The organism is Bacteroidales bacterium MB20-C3-3, from assembly GCA_035609245.1.
GTDB lineage: Bacteria > Bacteroidota > Bacteroidia > Bacteroidales > UBA932 > Bact-08.
Genome location: CP141202.1, coordinates 621245 through 645553, shown reverse-complemented (window position 1 = coordinate 645553; position 24309 = coordinate 621245). Strand labels below are relative to the sequence as shown.

19 protein-coding genes and 1 other RNA gene are annotated in these 24309 nt (G+C 40.0%); 13 read left to right on the top strand and 7 right to left on the bottom strand.

What is annotated here, in order from left to right; translation table 11 throughout:
• Positions 1-10 precede the first annotated feature (10 nt).
• Genes U5907_02860 through U5907_02845 form a run of 4 tightly spaced genes read left to right on the top strand, consistent with a single transcriptional unit; the run spans position 11 to position 3884 of the window.
• Positions 11-1510 carry a sodium:solute symporter gene (locus U5907_02860; GenBank protein ID WRQ33596.1) on the top strand — a complete coding sequence of 500 codons (1500 nt, stop codon included), beginning with the start codon at positions 11-13 and terminating at the stop codon, positions 1508-1510.
• Positions 1511-1512: 2 nt separating this feature from the next.
• Complete coding sequence (locus U5907_02855; GenBank protein WRQ33595.1) at positions 1513-2085, top strand: manganese efflux pump MntP family protein; 573 nt, start codon at positions 1513-1515, stop codon at positions 2083-2085.
• Positions 2086-2096: 11 nt separating this feature from the next.
• Positions 2097-2864 (top strand): menaquinone biosynthesis protein, encoded by a 768-nt coding sequence (locus U5907_02850; protein ID WRQ33594.1) that lies wholly within the window; start codon positions 2097-2099, stop codon positions 2862-2864.
• 60 nt (positions 2865-2924) lie between these two features.
• Entirely contained in the window at positions 2925-3884 is a 960-nt protein-coding gene (locus tag U5907_02845) for a CorA family divalent cation transporter (protein WRQ33593.1), read from the top strand.
• Positions 3885-3890: 6 nt separating this feature from the next.
• Here the strand turns inward: U5907_02845 and U5907_02840 are convergent, their stop codons facing one another.
• A complete protein-coding gene (locus tag U5907_02840) occupies positions 3891-5177 on the bottom strand; it encodes an MFS transporter (GenBank protein ID WRQ33592.1) in 1287 nt (428 codons plus the stop codon).
• A gap of 131 nt (positions 5178-5308) precedes the next feature.
• On the opposite strand from U5907_02840, the gene rpsA reads away from it, so the two are divergent.
• From rpsA to U5907_02825, 3 genes are read left to right on the top strand one after another with little or no spacing between them, the layout of a single operon-like run.
• Positions 5309-7219, top strand: coding sequence for a 30S ribosomal protein S1 (gene rpsA / locus U5907_02835; protein WRQ33591.1), 1911 nt, complete (start codon positions 5309-5311; stop codon positions 7217-7219).
• Positions 7219-8145, top strand: a complete 927-nt coding sequence (locus U5907_02830; protein WRQ33590.1) for a ribonuclease Z — start codon at positions 7219-7221, stop codon at positions 8143-8145. The genes rpsA and U5907_02830 overlap by 1 nt, the downstream gene beginning before the upstream one ends.
• A 4-nt stretch (positions 8146-8149) precedes the next feature.
• Positions 8150-9733 carry a S41 family peptidase gene (locus U5907_02825; GenBank protein ID WRQ33589.1) on the top strand — a complete coding sequence of 528 codons (1584 nt, stop codon included), beginning with the start codon at positions 8150-8152 and terminating at the stop codon, positions 9731-9733.
• Here U5907_02825 and mltG read toward each other — a convergent pair.
• Both mltG and U5907_02815 read right to left on the bottom strand, forming a co-directional pair.
• A complete protein-coding gene (gene mltG / locus U5907_02820) occupies positions 9720-10739 on the bottom strand; it encodes an endolytic transglycosylase MltG (protein WRQ33588.1) in 1020 nt (339 codons plus the stop codon). The two genes, U5907_02825 and mltG, sit on opposite strands and share 14 nt — an antisense overlap.
• 3 nt (positions 10740-10742) lie before the next feature.
• Positions 10743-11681: a glucosaminidase domain-containing protein gene (locus U5907_02815; protein WRQ33587.1), complete on the bottom strand. Its 939-nt coding sequence runs from the start codon at positions 11679-11681 to the stop codon at positions 10743-10745.
• A gap of 61 nt (positions 11682-11742) precedes the next feature.
• Here U5907_02815 and cdd point away from each other — a divergent pair, with 61 nt between their 5' ends.
• The 3 genes from cdd to mnmA all read left to right on the top strand — a co-directional run bounded on the left by cdd (position 11743) and on the right by mnmA (position 13582).
• A complete protein-coding gene (gene cdd, locus U5907_02810; GenBank protein ID WRQ33586.1) occupies positions 11743-12225 on the top strand; it encodes a cytidine deaminase in 483 nt (160 codons plus the stop codon).
• Positions 12226-12262: 37 nt separating this feature from the next.
• An RNA gene (gene ffs / locus U5907_02805) (signal recognition particle sRNA small type) lies at positions 12263-12362 on the top strand.
• 17 nt (positions 12363-12379) lie between these two features.
• Positions 12380-13582: a tRNA 2-thiouridine(34) synthase MnmA gene (mnmA, locus tag U5907_02800; protein ID WRQ33585.1), complete on the top strand. Its 1203-nt coding sequence runs from the start codon at positions 12380-12382 to the stop codon at positions 13580-13582.
• Here mnmA and U5907_02795 read toward each other — a convergent pair.
• From U5907_02795 to U5907_02785, 3 genes are read right to left on the bottom strand one after another with little or no spacing between them, the layout of a single operon-like run.
• A complete protein-coding gene (locus U5907_02795; protein WRQ33584.1) occupies positions 13579-15660 on the bottom strand; it encodes a KamA family protein in 2082 nt (693 codons plus the stop codon). The two genes, mnmA and U5907_02795, sit on opposite strands and share 4 nt — an antisense overlap.
• A 24-nt stretch (positions 15661-15684) precedes the next feature.
• Complete coding sequence (locus tag U5907_02790) at positions 15685-16548, bottom strand: TIGR01777 family oxidoreductase (protein WRQ33583.1); 864 nt, start codon at positions 16546-16548, stop codon at positions 15685-15687.
• Positions 16549-16565: 17 nt separating this feature from the next.
• Positions 16566-17372, bottom strand: a complete 807-nt coding sequence (locus U5907_02785; protein ID WRQ33582.1) for an MBL fold metallo-hydrolase — start codon at positions 17370-17372, stop codon at positions 16566-16568.
• 42 nt (positions 17373-17414) lie between these two features.
• On the opposite strand from U5907_02785, the gene U5907_02780 reads away from it, so the two are divergent.
• The 3 genes from U5907_02780 to mtaB are packed head-to-tail and all read left to right on the top strand — an operon-like array spanning position 17415 to position 19771.
• Positions 17415-18119: an SAM-dependent methyltransferase gene (locus U5907_02780; GenBank protein WRQ33581.1), complete on the top strand. Its 705-nt coding sequence runs from the start codon at positions 17415-17417 to the stop codon at positions 18117-18119.
• Positions 18116-18487 carry a dihydroneopterin aldolase gene (gene folB, locus U5907_02775; GenBank protein WRQ33580.1) on the top strand — a complete coding sequence of 124 codons (372 nt, stop codon included), beginning with the start codon at positions 18116-18118 and terminating at the stop codon, positions 18485-18487. The genes U5907_02780 and folB overlap by 4 nt, the downstream gene beginning before the upstream one ends.
• 9 nt (positions 18488-18496) lie before the next feature.
• Positions 18497-19771, top strand: coding sequence for a tRNA (N(6)-L-threonylcarbamoyladenosine(37)-C(2))-methylthiotransferase MtaB (gene mtaB / locus U5907_02770; GenBank protein WRQ33579.1), 1275 nt, complete (start codon positions 18497-18499; stop codon positions 19769-19771).
• Here the strand turns inward: mtaB and U5907_02765 are convergent.
• A complete protein-coding gene (locus tag U5907_02765) occupies positions 19764-24302 on the bottom strand; it encodes a hypothetical protein (GenBank protein WRQ33578.1) in 4539 nt (1512 codons plus the stop codon). The genes mtaB and U5907_02765 overlap by 8 nt on opposite strands.
• Positions 24303-24309: the final 7 nt, after the last annotated feature.

The following is a 24309-nucleotide window of genomic DNA, read 5'->3' as shown; positions in this document are numbered from 1 at the left end:
ATTAAATCATATGCAACATGACTTTCCACTTTCGTGGCTTCTGATAGCCTTTACGCTCTACACGGCTCTTCTTTTCTTTATATCCTGGCTGACATCCAGAAAGGCCGACAGCGGTTCCTATTTTCTCGGAAATAAGAAATCTCCATGGTATATCGTTGCCTACGGAATGGTTGGAACATCAATTTCCGGTGTGACTTTTATCTCTGTACCGGGAAATGTTCTTAATCAAAATTTCTACTATATGCCGCTTGTATTAGGATTTGTAGTTGGTTACCTTGTTATTGCCAAGGTGCTGATCCCTCTCTATTACAAGATGAATCTTACCTCAATTTACGGATACCTTGAAAGCAGGTTTGGCTTCTTTACATATAAGACCGGGGCCTCTGTCTTTATGGTATCAAGAATATTAGGGGCGGCTGTAAGAATATTTGTTGTGGTTTTAGTGCTTCATACATTTCTGCCTCAGGATTCTGTCCCATTTTGGTTAGTTGCATTTATATTTATGTTTCTGATATTTCTCTACACTTTTAAAGGTGGTGTAAAGACAATCATATGGACAGATGTTCTTCAGACAACCTTTATGTTACTGGCAGTAGGACTGACTATATATTTTGTTGCCAAAGAGATGCAGTGGGGGATTGGTGATATGGCAAGAGCAGTTGCAGGCACAGATTATGCTCAGTGGCTTGACTGGGAGTGGAGCAACTCTACTAATGCCATCAAACAGTTTGTAGCCGGTATTTTTATCACCATTGTAATGACAGGACTTGATCAGGAGATGATGCAAAAGAACCTTACCTGCAAAAATATTGGTGAGGCACAAAAAAATATATATACAACCAGTATAACAATAGTTGTCGTAAACTTCTTCTTCCTTTTGATGGGAGCAGTACTCGCCATTTTTGTAAGCTCAAAGCTAGGCGGAATGGAGGGTATCGGACTTGCAAATGAGTTAGGTGAATTTACGAAAGCTCAGACAGATAAATTGTTTCCAACAATTGCCAGCCAGTACCTTGGACTTGGTGTTGGTCTCTTCTTTATTATTGGATTGATCTCTGCCTCATACCCAAGTGCAGGAGGTGCTTTAACATCGTTGACAACCTCTTTTTGTATTGACTTTATTGGGTTTGGTAAAAGAACGGATTTGTCTGAAGAGAGAAAAAAGAGCATCAGACAAAAGGCTCATGCTGGATTTGCAATACTCTTCTTTTTGATAATTTTGATACTGTATAAAGTAAATAATCAGGCGGTTATTGACTTGGTATATTTGCTTGCAGCATACACTTATGGTCCGCTTCTGGGCTTCTTCTTCTTTGGAATTCTTACAAATTATACTGTTAAGGATAGATATATGCCACTAGTAGCAATAGCATCACCAATTCTTTGCTTTGTACTGGATTATGTTGGTAAGGAGTTTCTTGGCTTTGGTTTTGGCTTTACGATACTAATAGCTAATGGTCTCTTTACATTCATTGGAATGTATCTTCTGAGAGAGGGTAAGAGAGCCTGACAATGTCCTGGGCGGAACTTATACTTCTGGCCTTAGGTCTCTGTTTCGACACATTTGCCGTGTCGTTGTCTTCAGGAATGTGCCTTCCTCAAATTCCAAGACTCTCTTTTATCAGAATAGTATCCACATTTGCTGTGGTTCAGTCTCTTTTTATATTTGCCGGTTGGCTGGCCGGTATAGGGCTGCAGTCACTTATTGTATTTGTTGATCATTGGATTGCTTTTGTTATACTTGTATACACAGGAGTTAAAATGATAAAGGATAGTCTGGCAAATCCAGAGGAGGTGTGTCTTGATATAAGAAAACCAAAAGTATTAATTACAGCAGCAGTTGCTACAAGTATTGATGCACTTGCAGTGGGTGTGGGGCTTGCAATGGCAACCCTTAGCTTAAAGGATATTTCAGTAACAGCTTCAGTTATATTTGTTTTTACACTTCTCTCCTCAATTGCAGGTATTAAGTGGGGAAGGTATGTTGGTGTGAGGGCAGGTAAAAGAGCGGGTGTAGCAGGGGGTATAATCCTCATTTTTATAGGATTTAAGATTTTGGTTGAGCATTTGGAAATTTTAACCTAACTTTGCAGGATATGAAGGTTAGAGTTTCCGCCATATCCTATCTCAATACAGCTCCGTTTGTTTACGGACTTGAGAATCATCCTGTATCCGGGTTGATTGATCTCGAGTTTGTTCCACCTGCTGTTACCGCATCTAAACTGATTTCAGGAGATGCAGACCTTGGATTGGTTCCGGTTGCTGCAATCCCATATATTACAAATCCGCAAATTGTATCTGATTATTGCATAGGAGCAGAGGGAAGAGTAGCCTCAGTTCTGCTGTGCAGTGGAAAGAGAATCAGCGAAATTGAGAGAATTTTCCTGGATAGCGAATCTAGAACATCTGTTATTCTTACCAGAATTTTATGTAAAAATTACTGGATGATATCTCCTGAGTTTGTAGATTTTAATTTTTCAGATAGTTCACTTGATAATAGCTCCTCATATATACTTATTGGTGATAAAGCTCTTCTTAATGCCAGCCGATTTGAATTTGTATATGATTTGGCAGAGGTGTGGATGGAGTATAAAAATCTTCCATTTGTATTTGCCTGCTGGACGGCAAATAAAACTCTTCCTGACTCTTTCATAGAGATGTTTAATGAAGCGCTGACATTAGGAGTCAATAATGTTGAAAAGAGTGTAGAGCGTTTTGCTGACAAGTTTAGCAGGGAATATGCTCTTGAGTACCTTAAAAACAATATCTCATATAATTTAACGGCAGATAAGCGAAAGGGACTATCGGAATTCTGGAGTCTGGCCCCTGACGAACTTAAATCCCGAGTCCGATGGTTTGGCTAAATTCTCTCCCTTTAACAGGGAGATCTGAATGAAGTTAAAAACCATTAAAGGGATGAGATCATGCTTGAAATATTTTACAAGAACAAAGGACAGGTAACAACCACTTCTGAAATAACAGCACTTGACCAGCTTGGTTATGATGATGTTTTGTGGATAGACCTCTGGTCTCCCTCCGGAGACGAGAAGCGTGCTATTGAAACCTATCTAAACACTACTATTCAGAGTCGTGCTCAGGCAGAGGAGATTGAGAGTTCATCAAGATACTCTGAAAATGAGACATCTATATTTGCAAACACAAACTTTCTGATTCCTGGTCCGGATAACTACAGCATGGAGGCCGTATCCTTTATTCTCTGCGAGGGAATTATTGTGACAATAAGAAATGTTCCTCTCAGAAGTTTCACTGATATTCAGAGGAAACTTATGGCCAACTACAGGTTGATGCCAACCGGTTATCACATTCTGGTGGGTATCCTTGAAAACAGAATTGACCTTGATGCCGACATGATAGAGCTGATGTCAAAGGAGATTGCCCAATATTCAAAAACAGTCTCCCTTGGGGGAGCTGTGAATGAGGAGTTCCTCCTTGAGATAACTCAGTTGCAAGAGAATACAATGCTTGTAAGAGAGAATATTGTGGATAAACAGAGGATGATATCAAGTATTCTTAAAAGCGACAAATTCCCCAGGGATGTATTTACCAAACTCAACATTCTGATGAGAGATGTTAGCTCTCTGATTAATCACACTAACTTCAGTTTTGAGCGTCTCGAATATTTGCAGAATACTGTTATCGGTCTTATTAATCTGGAGCAGAACAAACTGATGAGGATTTTTACTTTTGTATCTCTTCTCCTAATGCCACCTACATTAATTGCAAGTATTTACGGGATGAACATTGAGCTTCCTGTACTTGGGGGAATGTATGATTTTATCCTCTTAATTGTTGTGATGCTAATATCAGTACTCTTCGCCTCTCTTCTCTTCAGGATGAAGAGAAGAAAGGGTGGAAGATACTAGCATTTTCTAGCTTTTCTTTACAATAAATTTATTGTAGAGCCATAGAGAAATCATACTGAACAGCCCGATTGCAGAGAGAATTGTCCATAGAGCAGATGGATTTCCCAGTTCGTCAACATATTTTATATATAATCTTGACCCAAGGAAGCCACCTATGCTGCTTCCGATTACTCCATAGAGAAATGAGTAACCCAGGTATAGAGCCTTTTTGTCAGGAGGGGCTATCAGTCCGATGTATGAAATGAATTTTGGATGAGTGGTCATCTCTCCAATTGTGAATGTCATAATACCAAGTATAAAAATCCACGGTGTATTTGATACTGACAGAATAAGCATGCCAATAGTCCCCAAACCTATACCTGTAATCATAGTAGGGAGAGCGGGCCTGTTTTTAACAATGGAAGATATTACAAGCTGAAGCAGTATAATTACACCCGCATTAATAACGGTAACATGTTCAACATCAAACTTCCAGGATGGGTTGTCAACGAAGAGTCCAAGAAAAGAGTTGACTGCATTATTTACCGGTGTCATATCCAGGTAGTCTCTGACATACCAGAGGACAGTCCCAAACATCTGGAAGTAAAGAATCCAGAATCCGGAGTAAAGGAAAATCATAAGTATAAACCTCCAGTCCTTAAGTACCATAAGCATTTCGCTTAATACTACTCCAATGGTTTTATTGCTCTTAACCCTTTCCGGTTCTTTATAAACAAATAAGTTTATCAGAAAGAGCACTATTGCTGTAATAGAAGCCATGTAAAAAATATAGCTGTATGACTGAGCCTTAAGTATCGGAACAAGAATAAGCGGAAATAGAAATGCACCAAGGTTAATTGACCAGTAGAATATTCCAAAACCAAGACCTGAGTTTTTTTCATTAGTTGTTCTGGCAATAGTCCCTGAAATTACAGGTTTAAAGAATCCTGCTCCCAGAGCCATAAGAATAAGGGAGAGGAAAACAAGGAAATATGAGTTTGACAGTCCGGTGAAACCATATCCAAGAATCATACAGGTGAAGGCAAAAAACAGCACCTTTCTGTATCCGTATCTGTCTGCAATTGCTCCTGCAATAATGGGTAAAAGATAAAGCAGAGGAGGTATTGTGCCGAGTATGGCTCCCGCCTGTTCTTTGCTGAATCCGAGCCCCCCCTCAAGTGGGGTAAGAATTAAAAAGACACCCAGAACAGACATTACTCCGTAGTACGCACCCCTCTCAAGGAACTCCATACTGATAGCTGTCCAGAAATTGCCGGTGAATGATTTGATGGAAGATGTTTTCTCTTTCTTCATTTCTTTACTGGTTATTTTGTTAAAATGCCAAAGATAAGTGCTTTTTATCAAAAAAAATTCATAATTTTGCGTCTTCCTTAACAGGATTATAAATAAAGTCTAACTACTTGTAGAACAAACACTTATTTAACATGTCTAAAGAAATTAAAGAAATCGAAAACGAAGATCAGATTGAGATCGTCGCAAAAAATGATGAAAAGCTGGATGCTTTCATTGAGGATGATGCTGCTGTAGAGGTGGCTGCTCCAAAGAAAAAGAAGAGTAATATCTCTGTACCTGTTGACAAATTTGACTGGGATGCATTTGAAACAGACAACGTTTATGATAATGACAAAAGTGTCATTTCAGATATGTATGACCAGACTCTTTCAAAGGTAAGCGAAAATGAGGTAGTTGAAGGTACTGTTGTTACATTCAACAAAAGAGAGGTTATCGTTAACATCGGATACAAAAGTGAAGGTGTTATAAGCATCAATGAGTTCCGTTACAATCCGGACCTTGCTGTAGGCGATAAAGTAGAAGTTTATGTTGAAAACGCAGAGGACAAAAAGGGTCAGCTGATCCTCTCCCACAAAAAGGCGCGTTCACTCCGCTCATGGGACAGAGTAAACGAAGCGTTTGATAAAGATGAAATTGTAAAAGGTTACATCAAGTGCAGGACCAAAGGTGGTATGATTGTGGATGTATTTGGAATTGAAGCATTCCTTCCTGGTTCACAAATTGATGTTAAGCCTATCAGAGATTACGATATATTTGTAAACAAAACAATGGAGTTCAAGATTGTTAAGATCAATCACGAGTTCCGTAATGTTGTTGTTTCTCACAAAGCTCTTATTGAGGCAGAACTTGAAGCTCAGAAAGCCGATATCATTGGCAAACTTGAGAAGGGTCAGATCCTTGAGGGAGTTGTTAAGAATATCACATCATATGGTGTATTTATTGACCTTGGCGGTGTAGATGGACTTATCCATATTACAGACCTTTCATGGGGAAGAATAAATCACCCTGAAGAGGTAGTTCAGCTTGACCAGAAGATCAATGTTGTTATTCTTGACTTTGATGATACTAAAAAGAGAATTGCTCTTGGTCTTAAGCAGCTTAATGCACATCCTTGGGATGCTCTTGATCAGACGCTACAGGTTGGTGATAAGGTTAAAGGCAAAGTTGTTGTCATCGCAGATTATGGTGCGTTTATTGAAATTCAGCCAGGTGTTGAAGGTCTTATTCACGTATCTGAGATGTCATGGTCACTTCACCTACGCAGCGCGCAGGACTTCCTTAAAGTTGGTGACGAAGTTGAGGCAGTTATCCTCACTCTTGACCGTGATGAAAGGAAGATGTCTCTTGGTATCAAACAACTTAAGAATGATCCTTGGGCAACCATCGCAGAAAAGTATCCTGTTGGAACAAAATGTACTGCAACAGTTCGCAACTTCACCAATTTTGGCGTTTTTGTAGAGCTTGAAGAGGGTGTAGACGGACTTGTTCACATTAGTGATCTGTCATGGACTAAAAAGGTTAAACACCCTTCAGAATTTACTGCAGTAGGAGAGAAGCTTGAGGTTGTTGTTCTTGAGGTTGATCAGGAGAATCGCCGTCTTAGCCTTGGACACAAACAATTAGAGGAGAATCCTTGGGATGTATTTGAATCAGTTTTCACAACCGGTTCAATTCACGAAGGAACTGTGATTGCTTTTGTTGACAAAGGTGCAGCTGTTGCACTCCCTTACGGTGTAGAGGGTTATGTAAGCACCAGAAACCTTGTAAAGGAGGATGGAACACCTGCAAAACTGGAGGATAAATTAGATTTCAAGGTTCTTGAATTTAATAAGTCAACAAAGAGAATTGTGCTTTCACACACAAGAATCAACGAAGAGGCACGCAGAGAAGAGGTAAAAGAGAAAATTGATGAGGGCGACTCTACACAAAAAGCGGTAAAGAAGCTTAAAGCAAATCTTGAAAAGACAACTCTCGGCGACATCAGCGAACTTGCAGCTCTTAAGAGCGAGATGGAAAGCAAAGAAGAAGCCGCTAACAATTAATGAATTTCACACTGACAACTTTGGGAACTGCCTCGGCACTTCCCACGGTGAACAGGTTTCCAAGCGCTCATGTTCTGAATGTTCATGAGCGCTTGTTTTTAATTGATTGCGGAGAGGGTTGTCAGATGCAGCTGAGGAGACAGGGGATCTCCTTTCTTAAGATAAACGAGATATTTATAACTCATATACACGGAGACCATATTTTTGGTCTGTTTGGTCTGTTATCAACAATGTCCCTGCTCGGGAGAAGCAGTGATTTGTTTATATATGCTCCGGAGAACTTCTCTCCGATTCTTAATTCACTGTTAACCCATTTTGGAGCTCAGTTTAAGTATTCTGTAGTTCATAAAATAGTCTCAGGTAATAGCCCGGAAAAGATTTTTGAAACAAAAAGCTGTGAGGTTCTATCATTTCCCCTTAATCACAGAACAACTTGCTATGGTTACCTATTCAGGGAAAAGAGCCCAAAAAGAAATATTCACAAACATCTGATTGATAAATATTCTCTTTCATTATGGGAGATTGCACGGCTTAAAGAGGGGAGTGATATTGTAAGAGATAACGGAGATTTACTCTCTTGTGAAGAACTCTCTTACATCCCTTATACCCCCAGGTCATTTGCTTACTGTACAGATACTGCTCCATTTAAACAACTGCCTGAATGGATTGCAAATGTGGACCTCCTTTATCACGAAGCAACTTTTCTGGAAGATAATATAAAAACAGCAGAGGCAACATTTCACTCCACAGCCAGACAGGCAGCAGCAATTGCACTGGATGCAGGAGTTGCAAAACTTTTAATGGGACACTTCTCTTCCAGATATAAAGATCTCGAACTTTCGCTGAAAGAGGCAAGAGAGATTTTCCCGGAGAGTCATATTGCCAGGGAGGGCATGGTTATTGAAATAGAACTAAAGAAAAATTGAAATAATGAAAATCAGATACATCTCTCTTATAATTGGAACTTTAACATTTTTATCCGGCACTTTTTTACAAGCTCAGAATCTCTCTAATCTTGGTAATCATATTAATACATTTGGACAGGCTCTGTTTTATATAAACCAATATTATATTGATACCGTAAATAATGAAAAATTGGTTGGTAATGCAATTAAGGAGACTCTTAGTCAGCTGGATCCACACTCCTCATATATATCAGCAGCAGATGTAAAAGCAATGAATGAACCTCTTGAAGGAAATTTTGAAGGGGTTGGAATTGAGTTCTCAATAATCAGGGATACTCTGACAGTTGTAAATCCTGTAGTTGGAGGGCCGAGTGAAAGAGTGGGCATAAGAGCGGGCGATAAAATTGTTTCAGTTGGAGATGAGTTTATCGCATCAACTAATCTTACTAATGACAGAGTCTATAAATACCTGAGAGGAGCAAAAGGCACAAGGGTAAAGTTGGGTATTTCAAGAAAAGGGGTTGATGAGGTTCTCTCTTTTGAGGTAATAAGGGACAAGATTCCGATAAATAGTGTTGATGTTATTTATGAGCCCTCAAAAGATATTCTTTATATTAAATTAAGCAGATTCTCAGCTACTTCTGCAAAAGAGATTACAGATGAAGTTAATAAACGGGGCAGAAAGAGCTGGAAAGGGATTATACTCGACCTCAGGGGAAATGCAGGAGGGTACCTGGGAACAGCATTTGAAATAACCAATATGTTCCTTGACAGGGGGCAGATGATAGTATACACAGAGGGAAGAAATGTACCAAGAATGGCAGAGAGAGCAAATGGCAGCGGAGTGTTCAGACAAGGCAATCTTGCGGTACTTATTGATGAGGGGTCTGCATCAGCAAGTGAGATCCTTGCCGGTGCTGTTCAGGACTGGGACAGAGGGGTGATTATTGGAAGAAGATCCTTTGGTAAAGGATTGGTGCAGCAGATGATGCCTTTGCCTGACGGATCTCAGCTCAGGCTTACGATTGCAAGATATCATACTCCATCCGGAAGAGTAATCCAGTCACCTTACGAGGAGGGTGCTGCCGATAAATATTACAAAGCCATATACGACAGATACTCAAGGGGTGAGTATTTTAGCAGGGACAGTATTCAGTTTCCTGATTCTCTTAAATATAAGACACTACTAAAGGAGAGGACTGTATATGGTGGTGGAGGGATAATGCCGGACATCTTTATCCCTGCCGATACAACAGGTTACTCAGTATATTACGGCACTATTGCAAGACAGGGTATAATCCTTGACTTCATGAATGAAGAGGCAGACAAAAACAGAGAGAAATGGAGGGTAAAATATCCGGATTTTAATTCTTTTGTAAAAATGTTCAATTCAGACGGCTCCGTTACTGAATCCCTTATTGAGTATGCTCAAAAGAGAGGTGTTGCCAGAAATGATGAACAGATTTCTGTCTCAAGAGGTGAAATAGAAATTTTTGTAAAAGCCCTTGCAGCAAGAGCTCTCTTTGGCGCTGAGGGATATTTCAAAGTTGTCAATTTTGGAGGTGATCCGGTTTTTGAAAAAGCACTCGAGAGTGTCAGCGGATCTTGAGTCTGTTCAGGGCCGCCTGATATGCCTTTGCGTATCTGTTATGCTGGGCAAGAGTCTCTGAAAAAGCATGTGTTCCGTCAAGTGTAGCTTTGGCGCAAAAGTAGAGATAGTTGTGTTTTGCACGATTCAAAACCCCATCAATCACTTCAGCAGAGGGAATTGTAATGGGGCCGGGGGGGAGCCCCGGATGTTTATATGTATTGTAGGGAGAGTTGCTCTCAAGATGTTTATGCAATACCCGTTTTAGCGAAAAATCACCAACAGCATATTTAACAGTAGGATCTGCCTGGAGAGGCATACCTTTCTTTATTCTGTTTAGATACACCCCGGCTATTACCGGATACTCCTCTCTGACATTACTCTCTTCTGTAACTATTGAGGCAAGAGTTATTACCTGCACAGGAGTGAGACCAATATTTTTTGCCTTTTCAACTCTTTCACCGCTCCAGAAAGAGTCAAACTCTCTCTTAAAACGCCTGGCAATATCCTCAGATGTGATTGTCCAGAAGACCTCATAGGTATTAGGGATGAACATTCCAATAAATGTCGCCTTATTAAACCCAAATGATTCTGCAAGAGAATCATTATTAAGCATATTCAGTATGCTTAATGAATCAGGCCTTATGTTCCTGGATAGAATACCTGCTAATCTCTCTTTAGTTCTTATATTTCCGGATATTGTGAGTTTTACCGGAGTTTGCCAGCCATATTTTACCATCCTCACAATCTCTCTGTTGCCCATCCCCGGTTTAATAATATATCTTCCGGGTTCGGCAACGGATAATTTTTCAATTTTTGAAGTATAGCGAAGAGTGGTGAGATTTTTAACAGAACCGGATGCTTCTGCAATTTGAAAAAACTCATCAGGAGATGATTTTTCATTTATATATATTACGCTCTCCTTAATTGTATTGTTTCTGTACATAATATGCCACACTGTAAAAACGGCAGCGGAGGCAGAGAACAGAAGTATGGCTGCGGCTATGTAAATCGCTTTTCTCTTCATCAATTATCTTAGTTTTATGATTACGCCCGGAACAGGCTCCTCATCTCGCATTAGGTTATTAAGTTTTCGCAGAGACCTCTCTTTTATGGCGTATCTCTGAGAGAGCCCTTTTATTGTTTCACCCTCTTCAATAACATGGCTTGTTATAAGGCTTTCCCCCCTGTTTTTCTTAGCCTCAATGTATATAACCGAACCAGGTACTAAAGTGGTCTCTCTATCAGCATCGTTAAACCGCTGAAGCTCTCTGGTAAAGAGATTGAAATCTTCTGACAGAGACTCCCAGGTCTCCCCAACTTCAGAAATTATGTACGGAACGCCATTCCTTTCCATAATTTTTCTTGACAAAGAAATTTGAAACAGGTTTGTACCTGCGGGAGCACTATACTCTCTCTCTTTCTCAAGCTCAGATGGGGGAGGAGGCAAGGTCTCTCCGGATAAATCGTACTTGTAGAGCTGGTAATCTTCTATGATAGTTATTAAAAGCTGAGGATAGGCCGGATTTGTTGCGTAACCTGCCTTTTTTAGACCATAGGCCCACCCTTTATAATCTCTTGGATCAAGGTCAAAGAGGAATTTATATCTCTCTCTGAATCTAAGGAACTCTGAGTGGTCCCTGAATGAATCCTCGGCTTTTGGATAACTCCTGAAGCACTCATTCTTTTGGTCATCATCGTGGAAAATTTTCTCACCCTCCCAGTTGTGACACTTAATTCCAAAGTGGTTATTGCCCTCTTTTGCGAGTTTTGAATTTCCATCTCCTGACTCAAGACAAGCCTGTGCCAGTGTGATGCTGGCAGGAACTCCGTAGGTTGACATGTTTTTTATTGCCAGCTCTTTGTATGTCTCAATATATCTTAATCTTGTCTCTTTTTGAGCCAGCAAACCTGCAGTGCAAAACACAGAGAAAAGAAGAACAAGCAAACAGCCTTTAAAATAATTCATTTCAGGAAATCTCTCAGTCGCACAAATTTACTAAATTTGCGTGATTCTAAACAATTCAATGATGAGTCAGAAGAAAATCAGCATAACATACGAGGAGTTCCCCAAGGGGGCGGGACTTGAACAACAGGACAGTGAACTTCTCAAAAAGGCAGCAGATGCGGCAAAATCAGCCTATGCTCCCTATTCAAATTTTAATGTGGGTGCAGCCGTGAGACTCTCTAATGGAGAGGTTATAGCTGCAAGTAATCAGGAGAATGCTGCTTATCCTTCCGGGTTGTGTGCAGAGAGAGTGGCAATATTTTATGCACACGCCAGATATCCGGATTCAAATATAGAGTCAATCGCTGTTACAGCCTCTGTTGATGGACATTTGTGTGAAGATCCCACATATCCTTGCGGAGCATGTCGTCAGGTGATGGCAGAGTCTGAAAACAGATCCGGTAAGCCTATAAAGATTATTATTGGAGGAGATAGAATTACACAAGTTATGGATAGTGTCTCATCTCTCCTTCCATTCTCTTTTGACAATCTGCCTGAGAGATAATTTCACCATTTTGAATTTTTGTATTATCTTTGTGCCGGGGTAAGTCATATACGACCAGCTCCCACTGAACTCCCCCAGGGCCGGAAGGCAGCAAGGGTAGGTGGTTGTAGCGGTGCGATATATTCAGCTTGCCCCTTTTTTATTTTCAATAGTTATGAAGATAGCAGTGGGACTTTCAGGAGGAGTGGACTCCAGTGTCGCAGCTCTTCTTCTGAAGGAGGCAGGGCACGATGTTATAGGTATGTTTATGCAGAACTGGCATGATACTACAGGTACTCTGCACGGTGATTGCCCCTGGAAAGATGATCTTACTATAGCAAAGCTGGTTGCAAAAAAACTTGATATTCCATTTCATTTTGTGGATCTAAGTGCTACCTATTCAGAGAGGGTGGTAGACTATATGTTCAGTGAATACTCAAAGGGCAGAACTCCAAATCCTGATGTATTATGTAACAGGGAGATTAAATTTGAAGCCTTTCTCAAGATGGCTTTGGAACTTGGAGCGGATTGTGTTGCTACAGGTCACTACTGCAGAAAAGAGACAATAATTAATGCCTCCGGCAACCAGATTCACAGGTTATTGGCAGGCACAGACCCTAATAAAGATCAGAGTTACTTTCTTTGCCAGTTAAGCCAAAATCAGCTCTCAAAAGCCCTTTTTCCAATAGGAGAATTGCTTAAGCCACAAGTTAGAGAGTTGGCAGCAAAAGCCGGACTCCCCTCTGCCGATAAAAAAGATTCTCAGGGTATATGCTTTGTAGGCAAGATAGATCTGCCGGTTTTTCTTCAGCAGAAACTGGTTTCTGTCGAGGGAGATGTAATTGAGGTGTTCAGAGATTTTTATGAGGGAAACAGGCTTGCAGGTTATAATGTGAAGGGATACGATATTATTGACGAGGAAAATATTCCTGAGATGTCCAAACCTTTTCAATACGATAAAAAATCAGGTAAAAAGATAGGAAAACACCAGGGAGCTCAGTTCTATACTGTTGGTCAGAGAAAGGGGCTTAATATAGGGGGCCATATTGAGCCTCTCTTTATAATATCTACCGATATAAACAGTAATCTTATATTTACAGGAGAGGGGCAAAATCACCCGGGTCTATACAGAAAGGGGCTCTTTATCTCCTCATCTGAAATCCATAATATAAGGGAAGATCTTAAAATGTACTCCGGAGAGGTTAGAGATTATCTTGTAAGGATAAGGTACAGACAACCCCTGCAGAGAGCCCGTCTCTTCAGAAGAGAGGAGGGGATCTATATAATTTTTGAAGAACCTCAGAGAGGGATAACATCCGGTCAATTCGCCGCCTGGTATGATGGCGACGAACTAATCGGCTCAGGGGTAATCAGTTAAATAGCGATATTTGTCATTTCATCTGTAAAGCCAAGCCCTTTGTTTGGGTATTTGAATAGCCAGAAGACCGGCTCAGTTTCACCTGTTGTGTAGCTCCAGATTGATTCATACTCTTTTTTGTTCTCTCTCATACCCTCAATCTCCCTAAGATATGAGGCAACTGATCTGTTCTCGGCAATGAAGACATCACCCATTGTATCAATTATAGGGGAGTGTTTTCTTGTCCTGTCGTGATCAAATTTTAGTATCCTCTCACCCCTTTTTGTTACTCCAACCATCTCAAATGTCATACTTTTACCAATGGCCGGAAGATTCAAAACGTTCCTGTCGGTTGGAAGAAAAGGGATATCGTCTCTTCTCATAAACTCTTTCATCTCTTTTGAAAAATTCTTACCTGAGAGAAATAGCTGATTAAGCTCCTTTGCCTGAGAGGGGGATAGCTTTCCGATACTCTTCTCCTCCGTTGCCTCCTGAATTGAGCGGCTGTTAGGTGAAAAAAGAGTTCTGTTCTCAGCAAATCCTTTGACTGAAAATGTATAATATGTTATAACGCCAATAGAGTTAAGAACTTGTCTAAGCTTTGCAGTGTGTCCTCTCCGTGATGCAGCTGCATTGAATACAAGCTGGTTTGAAATAGTCCAACCTGCTGAGAGAATCATTTTAACAGCTTTTTTTGCTTCCGGAGTAACCTCAAGGGGCGATTGGAAATGTGTTTGTACAACAAACTGGCAGATTCCGGCCTCGGAGCCTCTCTCCCGGAACTCTCTGAGTATAGTTATGAGCTCTTGGTCAATTCTGGATGGAAGATAGGCGAGGAGTCTTGAACCGAGTCTTACTCTCTGGAGTTCTGCGTACTTCTTGCCATGTTCCCTGTTTTTGTTGTCATCCCTCTTCTCCTTTGCCATTAATAAGACAGCCTCAAGTATCTTTCTGAGATTTTTGTTGCTTGTCATTAGAGCGTCTCCACCTGTTATAAGAATATCTCTAAGCTGTGAGTCAGACCTGAAATAGTTCATAAGCTTTTTCATCCTTACCTCCCACTGCTCTTTGGGCTTAAGATCATCGAGTTCAAAATTCAAACGCTCTCTCTGAAAATCGTACATTCGCTGACAAGATGCACAGAGGCCTCCGCAACTTCTTCCCCTGGTCTCCGGAATCATTATGGCAACCTCAGGGTATCTTCTGTGAATGCTATGGCTCTCCGGTAAAATCCAACCGGCAGCATTTGGTTTTCCTGCCTGGACAATATCCTCCTTTTCCCAGGCTTTTATATTACCGTAGGTTTCAACAAGAGCCTCTGAGTAAATTATGTAACTCCTTATTGTATTGTCGTCAAAACCGGACTCATCCGTATTTAGCAGAGAGAGATAGTATGGAGTGACAAAAAAGGGAATCCCCTTATTCCTGGCTTTGCTTAGGTTTTTGATGACTCTAACCGGTAGTGACTCCTCAAGATAGTGGTTTAATTCACCAGGTGTCCTGGCTGCCATTGAGAGGTGAAAACGGAAGTCACTCCACCAGATCTCCACCATTTTAACCTTCTCCTGATATGTCATATTTTCTGAAAAGGTGTATCTTGAACCAACAGCTCCTCTCTTCTCAATTTTCTTAACCAGCTGAACTATTAATCTTCTCTTTACCTCATCTCTTTTATCTGCGACCTCTCTCTCAATTCCGGAGGGCCATCTCCTCATCCATTCTCTTACTTTTTTCTCTGATGGTTGCTTTATAATTTTAGCTCCCTCGGCAATAAGAAAGAGATTTAGCAAATCTTCGTAAATATCAGTATTGGATGGATAATCTCCACTCTCTCTTAAAAAACTCCATAGCAGAGAGAAGGTCTCTATAAAGATCTTCTCACCCTTGGATAGTTCATAAATTGTTTTGTTTTCGTTTTCTGCAATTGTAAGTATTGTTTTAGCACACCTTACAGATTCTGCAGAGATATTCTCTTCAATCTTCAAAGAAGCATAGGCGCGGATTGAACTTAAAAATTTGTCCTCGTCGTTGCTTTGAATTGCTGCCTTATAAAGATTTGGCAGAGATTTAACGAACTTGTTTAATAAAGTCTTTGCCATTTCTTTTGTTTATTTAAATATGTATCACCTGCGGAGAGTCTCTCCCAGTGTTTTGTGTTTAAAATTGTACCCTTTTGATAACAGTACTGATGGTTTAACATTCTGACCCTCAGTTACGAGTTTGTGAGACCCTCCCATTGCAATTTTTAGAATAGAATCTGGAAGATGAAGAGGGATTAGCGTCTTATATATGCCGGATAATAAGCTTTTTACGTCACTCATATTAATAATCTGTGGTGCTACCAAATTCACCGCTCCTTTAATGGATGAATCATTGATTATTAGCTTAACGGCTCCTGTAACATCCTCAAGGGAGATCCAGCTTAGTGGTTGTTTACCACTCCCATATCTGACAGATAGTCCTAGTTTGAATGGCAGAGATAGCTTTGGGAATGCTCCCCCTGAAGATGAGATTACAACTCCAAGTCTTATTACCGCCACCCTGGTAAATGAGGAGGCTTTTAAAGCTTCGGTCTCCCAGCCAATACACACCTCAGAGAGAAATCCGGATCCCCTCTCTTCTGAATATTCATCATATGCATTATCAGGAGAGGCAATCTCTGAGGCTGGATATATTCCCACGGCTGAGGCAGAAATCAGCAGGGCAGGAGCCTCATCTCCACACTCTTTAATAGCATTTACTATCTTTGATGTTGTATTAATCCTGCTCTCCCTTATCTCTCTCTTCTCACTCTCTCTCCATCTGCAGTTAATTGAATGACCGGCAAGATTTATCACAACATCAAGACCTTTAAAATCTTCTGAAGAGAAATTTCTTGGAATTTGTTTAACAATCCACCCATCACTCTCCAGCTCCCTTTTTACAGCGACACCAACAAGGCCGGATGCTCCTCTTATACCTGCGGTCTTAATCTTAATTGTAGCCATAAATGTTAATATTTTAATCAGATCTCAACAGTAAGACCGTCGTAAGATGCAAATATACCGGGTGGTAACTCAGCAGAGAGCTCTTCGTGGGTTCCAATCTGATGAGATAAGTGTGTAAGAAAGGTTCTTTCAGCTCCTGCCTTTTTTGCTACCTCAATGGCCTCAGCAAGACTAAAGTGAGATATGTGCTTTGCGTGTCTGACTGTATTTAGGACCAGGATTTTTGACCCCTCAAGAAGTTTGTAGCTTTTATCTTCAATTTTATTTGCATCTGTTATGTAGGTGATATCTCCTATTCTAAACCCCAAAATAGGTAGTTTATAGTGACTTACCCTTACCGGAATAACTTTCACACCAGGTTCTCCTGATCTGCCATTCTCTCTCTTTATTTCAAATATGTTCTCATCAATAACTCTTATGTCAAACTCAGGGACACCGGGGTATCTGTTCTCTTCAAAAACATATGAATACTCCTTCTCCAGCGACCTTAGAACTCTCTCCTCGCAATAAATGGGAAGTGCCCTGCCGTTAATGTAATTGAATGCCCTTACATCATCAAGCCCCCCTGTATGATCCTTGTGTTCATGCGTTAAAAGGATTGCATCAAGATTTTTAATCTTAACTCTCAAAAGCTGCTGCCTGAAATCCGGTCCTGCGTCAATTAAAATTTTGAATCCCAAATACTCTATCAGAACTGATGATCTGAGTCTTTTGTCTTTTGAATTCTCTGATTTACATACTTTACACTCGCAGCCTATAACAGGAACTCCCTGCGATGTACCGGTTCCAAGAAAAGAGAGCCTTGCAGTGTTGAACTCTTCCATTCCCTAAAGGTACAAAATTTTCATACCTTTGCGAAAAAAAAGATGCAGAGTAGTGGAGTACTATATCTTATTCCAACCCCTCTGGGAAGTATGGAACTTAATGAAGTTATTCCCCAGGGAGTATTAAGAGTTATTCCCGGCCTAACCCACTTTTTTGTAGAGGAGCTAAGGAGTGGCCGAAGATTTCTTTCGGCTGCAGGTCACAAAGGCTCTGTTGAGAGTCTCAACCTGTATGAGCTTAATGAACACACAAAAGAGGATCAAATTGAGAATTATATAAAAGTCCTTTTGGACGGAAATGATGCAGGGCTGTTAAGTGAGGCAGGAATTCCTGCCGTGGCAGATCCAGGCTCCTCATTGGTTGCGCTTGCGCATAGCAGAGGGATCAGGGTAATTCCAATGAGCGGTCCATCATCAATAATTCTGGCACTTGCCGGTTCCGGAATGAATGGTCAGTCTTTCCATTTTCATGGCTATCTTCCTGTTAAATCTGAAGTGAGAAGGACAGCTATAAAAAAACTTGAGTCTCTCTCTCTCTCAACAGGAGCCAGCCAGATTTTTATTGAGACTCCATATAGAAATAACTCAATACTTTCTGATATTCTTGATGTTTGCTCTTCAAACACAAAATTGTGTATTGCTGCAAATATTACATTGCCAGATTCATTTGTTGTAACTAGAACAATATCTCAGTGGAGGGCAGAGAGGCCTGATCTTAATAAAAAACCCTGTGTATTTATATTATGAAAAAAGAGGATATTCAAAGATCATTGGTAGAGTTGGTGAACATGGAATTTTATGCATATCACGGACATTTCCGCGAGGAGCAAATTATTGGGAACAAATTCATCGTGAACTTTTCTGCCGAATGCGATGTTTATGAAGCCGGAGAGTCGGACAGACTTGAGGATGCGCTTAACTATCAGGATTTGTACACCATCATTAAAGAGGAGATGGAAATTCCTTCTAAGTTGCTGGAGAATGTAGCTTTAAGAGTTATTAAAAGAGCTAAAACAACTTTTCCGCAGATACAAAAGGCAACAATTTCTGTTGCCAAGATGAATCCGCCAATAGGAGGCAAAGTTGAGGCATCCAGAGTAACCATATCATACTAATCAATGGAGATGAATGAAAACAGAGGCAACCGGGTAGCTTTTCTTACACTTGGTTGCAAATTGAACTATTCTGAGACCTCATCTATAGCGAGGCAGTTTGTAGAACACGGATTTGAGAAGGTACCTTCCGGAAAAGAGGCCGATATATATGTTATCAATACATGTTCGGTAACAGAGCATGCTGACAAGAAATGCCGGAATGCTATAAGAAAGCTGCACAAACAAAATCCGGAGGCGATAGTTGCTGTAACCGGATGCTATGCTCAGCTTAAGCCTCAGGAAATACTAGATATTGAGGGTGTTGATCTGGTGCTAGGTGCTGATCAAAAGCAGAATCTCTTTATGAGAGTCTCTGATTTAAGAGATAAATCAGGAACAAAACCGGCCCCTAAGGCTTTCTCATGCGAAATCTCAAACATTGAGACAATCTTCCCTGCATACTCATCTGATGACAGAACAAGATCCTTTCTTAAAGTCCAGGATGGATGTGACTACAACTGCTCATATTGTACAATCCCACTTGCAAGGGGAAAAAGCAGAAATCATACAATTGATTTTATAGTAAAAGAGGCCTCTGAAATAGCCGGCAGAGGGATTAAAGAGGTGGTGCTTACAGGTGTTAATACAGGGGACTTTGGAAAAACTACCGGAGAGAGGTTTATTGATCTGATAAAAAGGCTTGATAGTGTCGAGGGTATTGAACGATACAGAATATCATCTATAGAGCCCAATCTTATAACTCCCGAGATTATCGACTGGATATCATCCGGAAGTAAATTCCTCCCACATTTCCATATCCCGCTGCAGAGCGGAAGCGACAAAATTCTTGCTTTAATGAGAAGACGCTATAATACAGGACTTTTTGAAGAGAGGATAGAGCTGATTAGAGAAAAAATGCCCTATGCATTTCTGGGAATAGATGTTATTGTAGGTTTTCCTGGTGAAGGAGATGAGGAGTTTGAGGAGACTTACAACTTTCTGAAGAGAGTGTCACCATCATTTCTCCATGTTTTTCCCTATTCAAAAAGGGCTAACACCCCTGCCGCCGGATTTAACGGACAGGTTGCAGAGAGCGAAAAACACCAGCGGGTAGAGAGATTAACAGCCCTCTCTGACTCTCTTTACAATAGTTTTGTTGAAAAAAACAGGGGAAGGGATGAGAAAGTGCTCTATGAAAGCACTGTAAAGGGTGGTAAGATGTTTGGTTATACAGGAAACTATATTAGAATAGAGACCCCCTATGACAGGACATTGATAGGGAAGATTTGTGATGTAGTTATTTAGTAACTTTTTCTCTCTTTTTTTTGCTTCTGAAGAGTCTGTTGAATAGTTCACGGAATGAGTTAAATTCCTCCTGGTAAACAAGGCCTACACCGCTTCGCTGGCTATTATCAAGATAGTTTGAGTATTGATCTGCCGAGTGAGAAAATGCCTTAGCCCGGAATCTGCCTTTATCGTCCAGTTTTATCTCAACATCAATGTCACCAACAACATCACTATTCTGATTGGTATACCTGGAACTGCCAATATTACCATTCACAATAACCCTGTTATCAAAGAGCTGAGCAGAAATAGCAGCGTCAAATATATCTCTTCCGTTTTGTCCCGGCTGATAGTTAAAGCTGAAGTCAAGAGGTATGTCCAATTGATTGAAAATGTTGTTTATCTGATTGGAAAGAACCTCTGTGGCATTGGAATAGAGGAGAGTGGAGTTATTTACAATGCTGGATTGAATGTCAGGAATAAAACTTCCGGATACGAGAAGAGACATTACCTGTTTTACAACTTTGTCATCTGTGTTCAGGGCAGCATCCACCCTTGCTTTGGTAGATGGATCTATATCCGGTATGTTTATACCAAATCCCAGTCTTGGATTGAGCAGTTCGCCCTGCATCGTGATTGAACACTCAACATTCCTTCTGTTGCTTACGGAGCTTGTATCGGCAATAAGGGTATTTACAGATGCCTTAGTGTTATAAATGGCAGTAAGATCTAGTCTCGTTTTAAGAATATCTCCGTTAAATGAGAGGTTACCACCATCCTTAATACTAAAATCTCTTTTAAATATCCCTTGAAGAACAAATGTGTAGAATCCCCTGTTAATAATGTAGTCTCCGTGAACAGTGAAAATATCCCTGGAAGGATTAACATCAATGTTAACTAACCCGTTTCCGTAACTTCTGATAACATCCCCTACAGATTTATCAATCTCAATCAGCAATTCCGCATCTGTATTGACTCTGGTTTTAAGTTTGACCTCCAGTTCAGAAGATCTCTTTTCATCCTTACTCTTTACAGGTATTACATAGCCATACTCGTTATAATACTCGTTCTCTATCTTCTCCTCAGGAGGGGCAACAAAACTTAGCAGGTTTGTTCTTGAAGCTACAGATGTGTTTGGAAGAGGTATATGGATTGCTGTATTTCTGTTTGTTGTGACAGATATATCCATCAGTATTTTTTGAACGGGTCCGGTAATAGATATATTTCCTGTTCCGTAAGCCAATCCGTAAAAGTTCTCGTTATCTTTTTCAGTTGTATTTATGCACTCCAGATTAGAAAAATCAATTTTTGTGTTAAAAGCAATATTACTAAAGTATGGAAAGCTTAGGCCCCCGTTAACTCTGCCACTATTTCCTGCTCTGTCCTTGATTGTTGCATTTTCAACAATCAGTTTGCTCTCTTCAATTGAGAAGGGCCCGTTAAGTATATATGGAACTTTTGTGAAAAGCACAGTGAATCCGACATTATTAAGCATACCCCTGCTGCTTGACAATACCAATCTGTCCATTGTGCCGTTTAACCTGAGAAGTCCTGATAGAGAGCCGGATGACTCTCCAATTATATCATCGAGGAATGGTTCAAAATATTTAACCTGAAATCTGTCAAGGTTTGCACTTAAGTCAAGATAGTTTTTTGAAGGAGAGAGAGTCCCGGTAGCATACATCGGGATTGACCCCTCCAACCTGCTTCTCGCCATTAGATTGAATATCTGCCTGGAGTTGTCCCATTCGCTGTATAAATCTAACTCTCCAACATTTGCTTTGTTTACCCTGACACTATCTCCTGTTATATTGACAAGGATTCTGGGGTTTGAATAAAGGGATGTAACTGTTGCTTTGCCGGTGAACAGGCCCTCTACACCCAGTCCCCCATTTATAAAGTAGTTAAGAGGGGAGATGTCCAGGTTTGCCATGGAGAGAGTGAGTGAATCGTCAGGATTATCAGAGATTGTCCCATCAATATGAAGTAGCTGTTTGTTATTGTGGGCAAGAAAAGATTTTATGCTGTAAAGAGAATCTGAGATTGTAACGGAAGATTTATCCAGAATCCATTTGTAATCATTAAAGTAAAGCTCAGAGGGGTTTATGTTTATGGTGAAAAGATTACTTTTATTGTCAGCCCCTTTTCCTATAAATATATCTGAGTCAAACAAGAGACTGTTTTTAAGTTTTGTCTGATTGCTATATTCTATTCTAAGCCCAATTGAGTTGTTCACCCCTTCTGCATCTGCCATTAGATTGTTAATCTCCAGACCACCTGATTTTATTCGGTCTGCCTTAATTAATGCTGTAGCACCCTCCTCTCCTGAAGTGGCAGATATATTGATGGTATTGGCAATATTTGACATATAGCCGGCTGTCCCTGAGAAGAGATTAATCTTCACAGGTCCTTCGTTTGCTATATTGATGTCTAATTTACTTCCGGGGGAGATAAAGAAACCAGGAAGAAGAAGTTGTGAAATTGATCTTGTATCTGATAAAATAAGATTGAGATTATAACTTCCTCTGTTATCACCTCTCTTTGCCAACTCCTCTTCATCTCTTGAATCAAGATTTGGAATATGCTTATATATCAAATCCTCTGTCAGTCTTGTTATGAACCGGTCTATAAAATGACTCCCTTTGTATGTAGCTCTGGCAAAGGATGATGATAGGGAGGCCTCATAAATATCTCTTCCTGAGCTTGATTTTACAAATATGTCACCAATGTCAAATTTCCCGTTGCTGTTTGTGTACTCCATATCTCTTACCTGTATATCACCCAGAATCTCGCCGCTAATCTTCTGTGTAAATTTTGCAAGTGTCCTCAGGCTTGCAGAGGATACAGAATCCCTTTTATCAAGATTCAGGTTAAAGAGATTTGCATACATGACATCTGCATAGAAATCATAATATGAATCACTCTTTGAAGAGAGTCCGGCTATTCCCTGAAATAGGAAATCCAGATTTGGGTCGTGACAAATAATCTTTCCGTCAAATCTGTCATTTAAATAACTTCCGGTAGCACTGATGTTTGTATATGGATAATTATTGAATTCGAGCAATTTTACAGATATACTGTCAATATAAAACTCATTTCCCCCTTTTGTCTCCTCCTTAAGCAGGGCTGTCATAGTGCTGTTGAAGGTGAGCCTGCCAGGCTCTTTACTCTTTATAAGAGATCCAACATTGAACTCATTTGCCCTGAGATTTCCCTGAAGATAAACTCCTCCCTGCTTTTCATTGCCTTTTAGCAATACATCCATATATATATTTCCAATATTTGTTGTAATATTTCCATTTGCAACAAAATCGTCAAGCAGTCCTGCCAGCCTTCCCCTAAAGTTGTATTTAACAAGAGGAGAGAGGTTAGAGAAAAACTTTGCCGGGCGGGTGCTGTTTATTGAAGCAACAATCTGTGCAATATCATTTGATGTTGTTGTACAGTATTCTACATCTACAAATGCCATCGTCTCATCAGCTACCGGCAATCCTGATATTCTTGCTTTAATGTCAAGATAGGTGAGCCCTGACCGGGATGAGATTTTTAAATTGTCAGTTTTTAGGTTTGACAATGTTCCACTTACCAAACCAGTTATATAGAAGGAGAGTCTGTTTTTACTTAGTGATGGTGCAAACTTGGATAGTGTGACAAAGTCAAGAAAAGCTTTGTCAAAATCAGATTCCATCCTTACGCTTGTTGTAAATGATGAGAAATCTTTAAAAGAGTTGAACCCCATACTAAAGCTATGTGCTGTGAGCCGAGAATTACTTTCAGCTATATCAAGCTCACTCAGCAAAATATTATTAGATGTGAATTTAAGTGAGGCTTGTAAACTTTTTATATTGAAACCACTTCTCTCTTCAAATGATATATTCTTAACCTCTGCGTATAGGGTATCACTGTGAGATTCGATACCTCTTATATGAATATTGATTTTATTTAAATATAAGTTGGAAAAATTTATCACTCCATCTTTAGTCTCTGTTCCGGAATAAGGGTTTCTGTAACTAAATCTGAAATTGTGAAGTTTAACCTCTCCTGCAATGAAATCGGGAAGTTTAAAACCAGATGTGTCATTTTTCTCTTTTTTAAAATTGAAAATGCGAGAAAGGTTTGTTGATGAATCTGTTTCGTTGACCAAATTTATTATCCCGTCGTGTAAATGAAGTCTTTTAAGAGTTATTTCTGAATTCATTATCAGGTCTGTAGCTGATATTGAAACGGATAGTTTATCGCAATTGACCAGTGTATCCTTCTCTGAATATAGAATGTGGAAATCATTTACAATGAGCTTGTTAAAAAAGATGTAATAGACCCTTCCAATAGAAACATCGGCACTAAATTTTTCAGAGAGTACAGAGGCCACTCTACGGGCAGAATAGGTCTGTATAGCAGGAATTTGCAGGGCAACATACGCCGCAACCGGTGCCAGAGCCACCAGGAAGAGCAATACAGTTAATATTTTTCTTAAGATTCTAATAGTGTCTCCTTTTGCGCAAAAATAAACAATTAAATCAAGGAGTTTGTTAAAAAAAAGCCAATTTTGCAAAGTTTTA

Bases quoted from the DNA above. Each gene is read 5' to 3' on its own strand.
- U5907_02860 (WRQ33596.1), top strand. From the start codon at position 11: ATGCAACATGACTTTCCACTTTCGTGGCTTCTGATAGCCTTTACGCTC.
- U5907_02855 (WRQ33595.1), top strand. From the start codon at position 1,513: ATGTCCTGGGCGGAACTTATACTTCTGGCCTTAGGTCTCTGTTTCGAC.
- U5907_02850 (WRQ33594.1), top strand. From the start codon at position 2,097: ATGAAGGTTAGAGTTTCCGCCATATCCTATCTCAATACAGCTCCGTTT.
- U5907_02845 (WRQ33593.1), top strand. From the start codon at position 2,925: ATGCTTGAAATATTTTACAAGAACAAAGGACAGGTAACAACCACTTCT.
- U5907_02840 (WRQ33592.1), bottom strand. From the start codon at position 5,177: ATGAAGAAAGAGAAAACATCTTCCATCAAATCATTCACCGGCAATTTC.
- rpsA (WRQ33591.1), top strand. From the start codon at position 5,309: ATGTCTAAAGAAATTAAAGAAATCGAAAACGAAGATCAGATTGAGATC.
- U5907_02830 (WRQ33590.1), top strand. From the start codon at position 7,219: ATGAATTTCACACTGACAACTTTGGGAACTGCCTCGGCACTTCCCACG.
- U5907_02825 (WRQ33589.1), top strand. From the start codon at position 8,150: ATGAAAATCAGATACATCTCTCTTATAATTGGAACTTTAACATTTTTA.
- mltG (WRQ33588.1), bottom strand. From the start codon at position 10,739: ATGAAGAGAAAAGCGATTTACATAGCCGCAGCCATACTTCTGTTCTCT.
- U5907_02815 (WRQ33587.1), bottom strand. From the start codon at position 11,681: ATGAATTATTTTAAAGGCTGTTTGCTTGTTCTTCTTTTCTCTGTGTTT.
- cdd (WRQ33586.1), top strand. From the start codon at position 11,743: ATGAGTCAGAAGAAAATCAGCATAACATACGAGGAGTTCCCCAAGGGG.
- mnmA (WRQ33585.1), top strand. From the start codon at position 12,380: ATGAAGATAGCAGTGGGACTTTCAGGAGGAGTGGACTCCAGTGTCGCA.
- U5907_02795 (WRQ33584.1), bottom strand. From the start codon at position 15,660: ATGGCAAAGACTTTATTAAACAAGTTCGTTAAATCTCTGCCAAATCTT.
- U5907_02790 (WRQ33583.1), bottom strand. From the start codon at position 16,548: ATGGCTACAATTAAGATTAAGACCGCAGGTATAAGAGGAGCATCCGGC.
- U5907_02785 (WRQ33582.1), bottom strand. From the start codon at position 17,372: ATGGAAGAGTTCAACACTGCAAGGCTCTCTTTTCTTGGAACCGGTACA.
- U5907_02780 (WRQ33581.1), top strand. From the start codon at position 17,415: ATGCAGAGTAGTGGAGTACTATATCTTATTCCAACCCCTCTGGGAAGT.
- folB (WRQ33580.1), top strand. From the start codon at position 18,116: ATGAAAAAAGAGGATATTCAAAGATCATTGGTAGAGTTGGTGAACATG.
- mtaB (WRQ33579.1), top strand. From the start codon at position 18,497: ATGAATGAAAACAGAGGCAACCGGGTAGCTTTTCTTACACTTGGTTGC.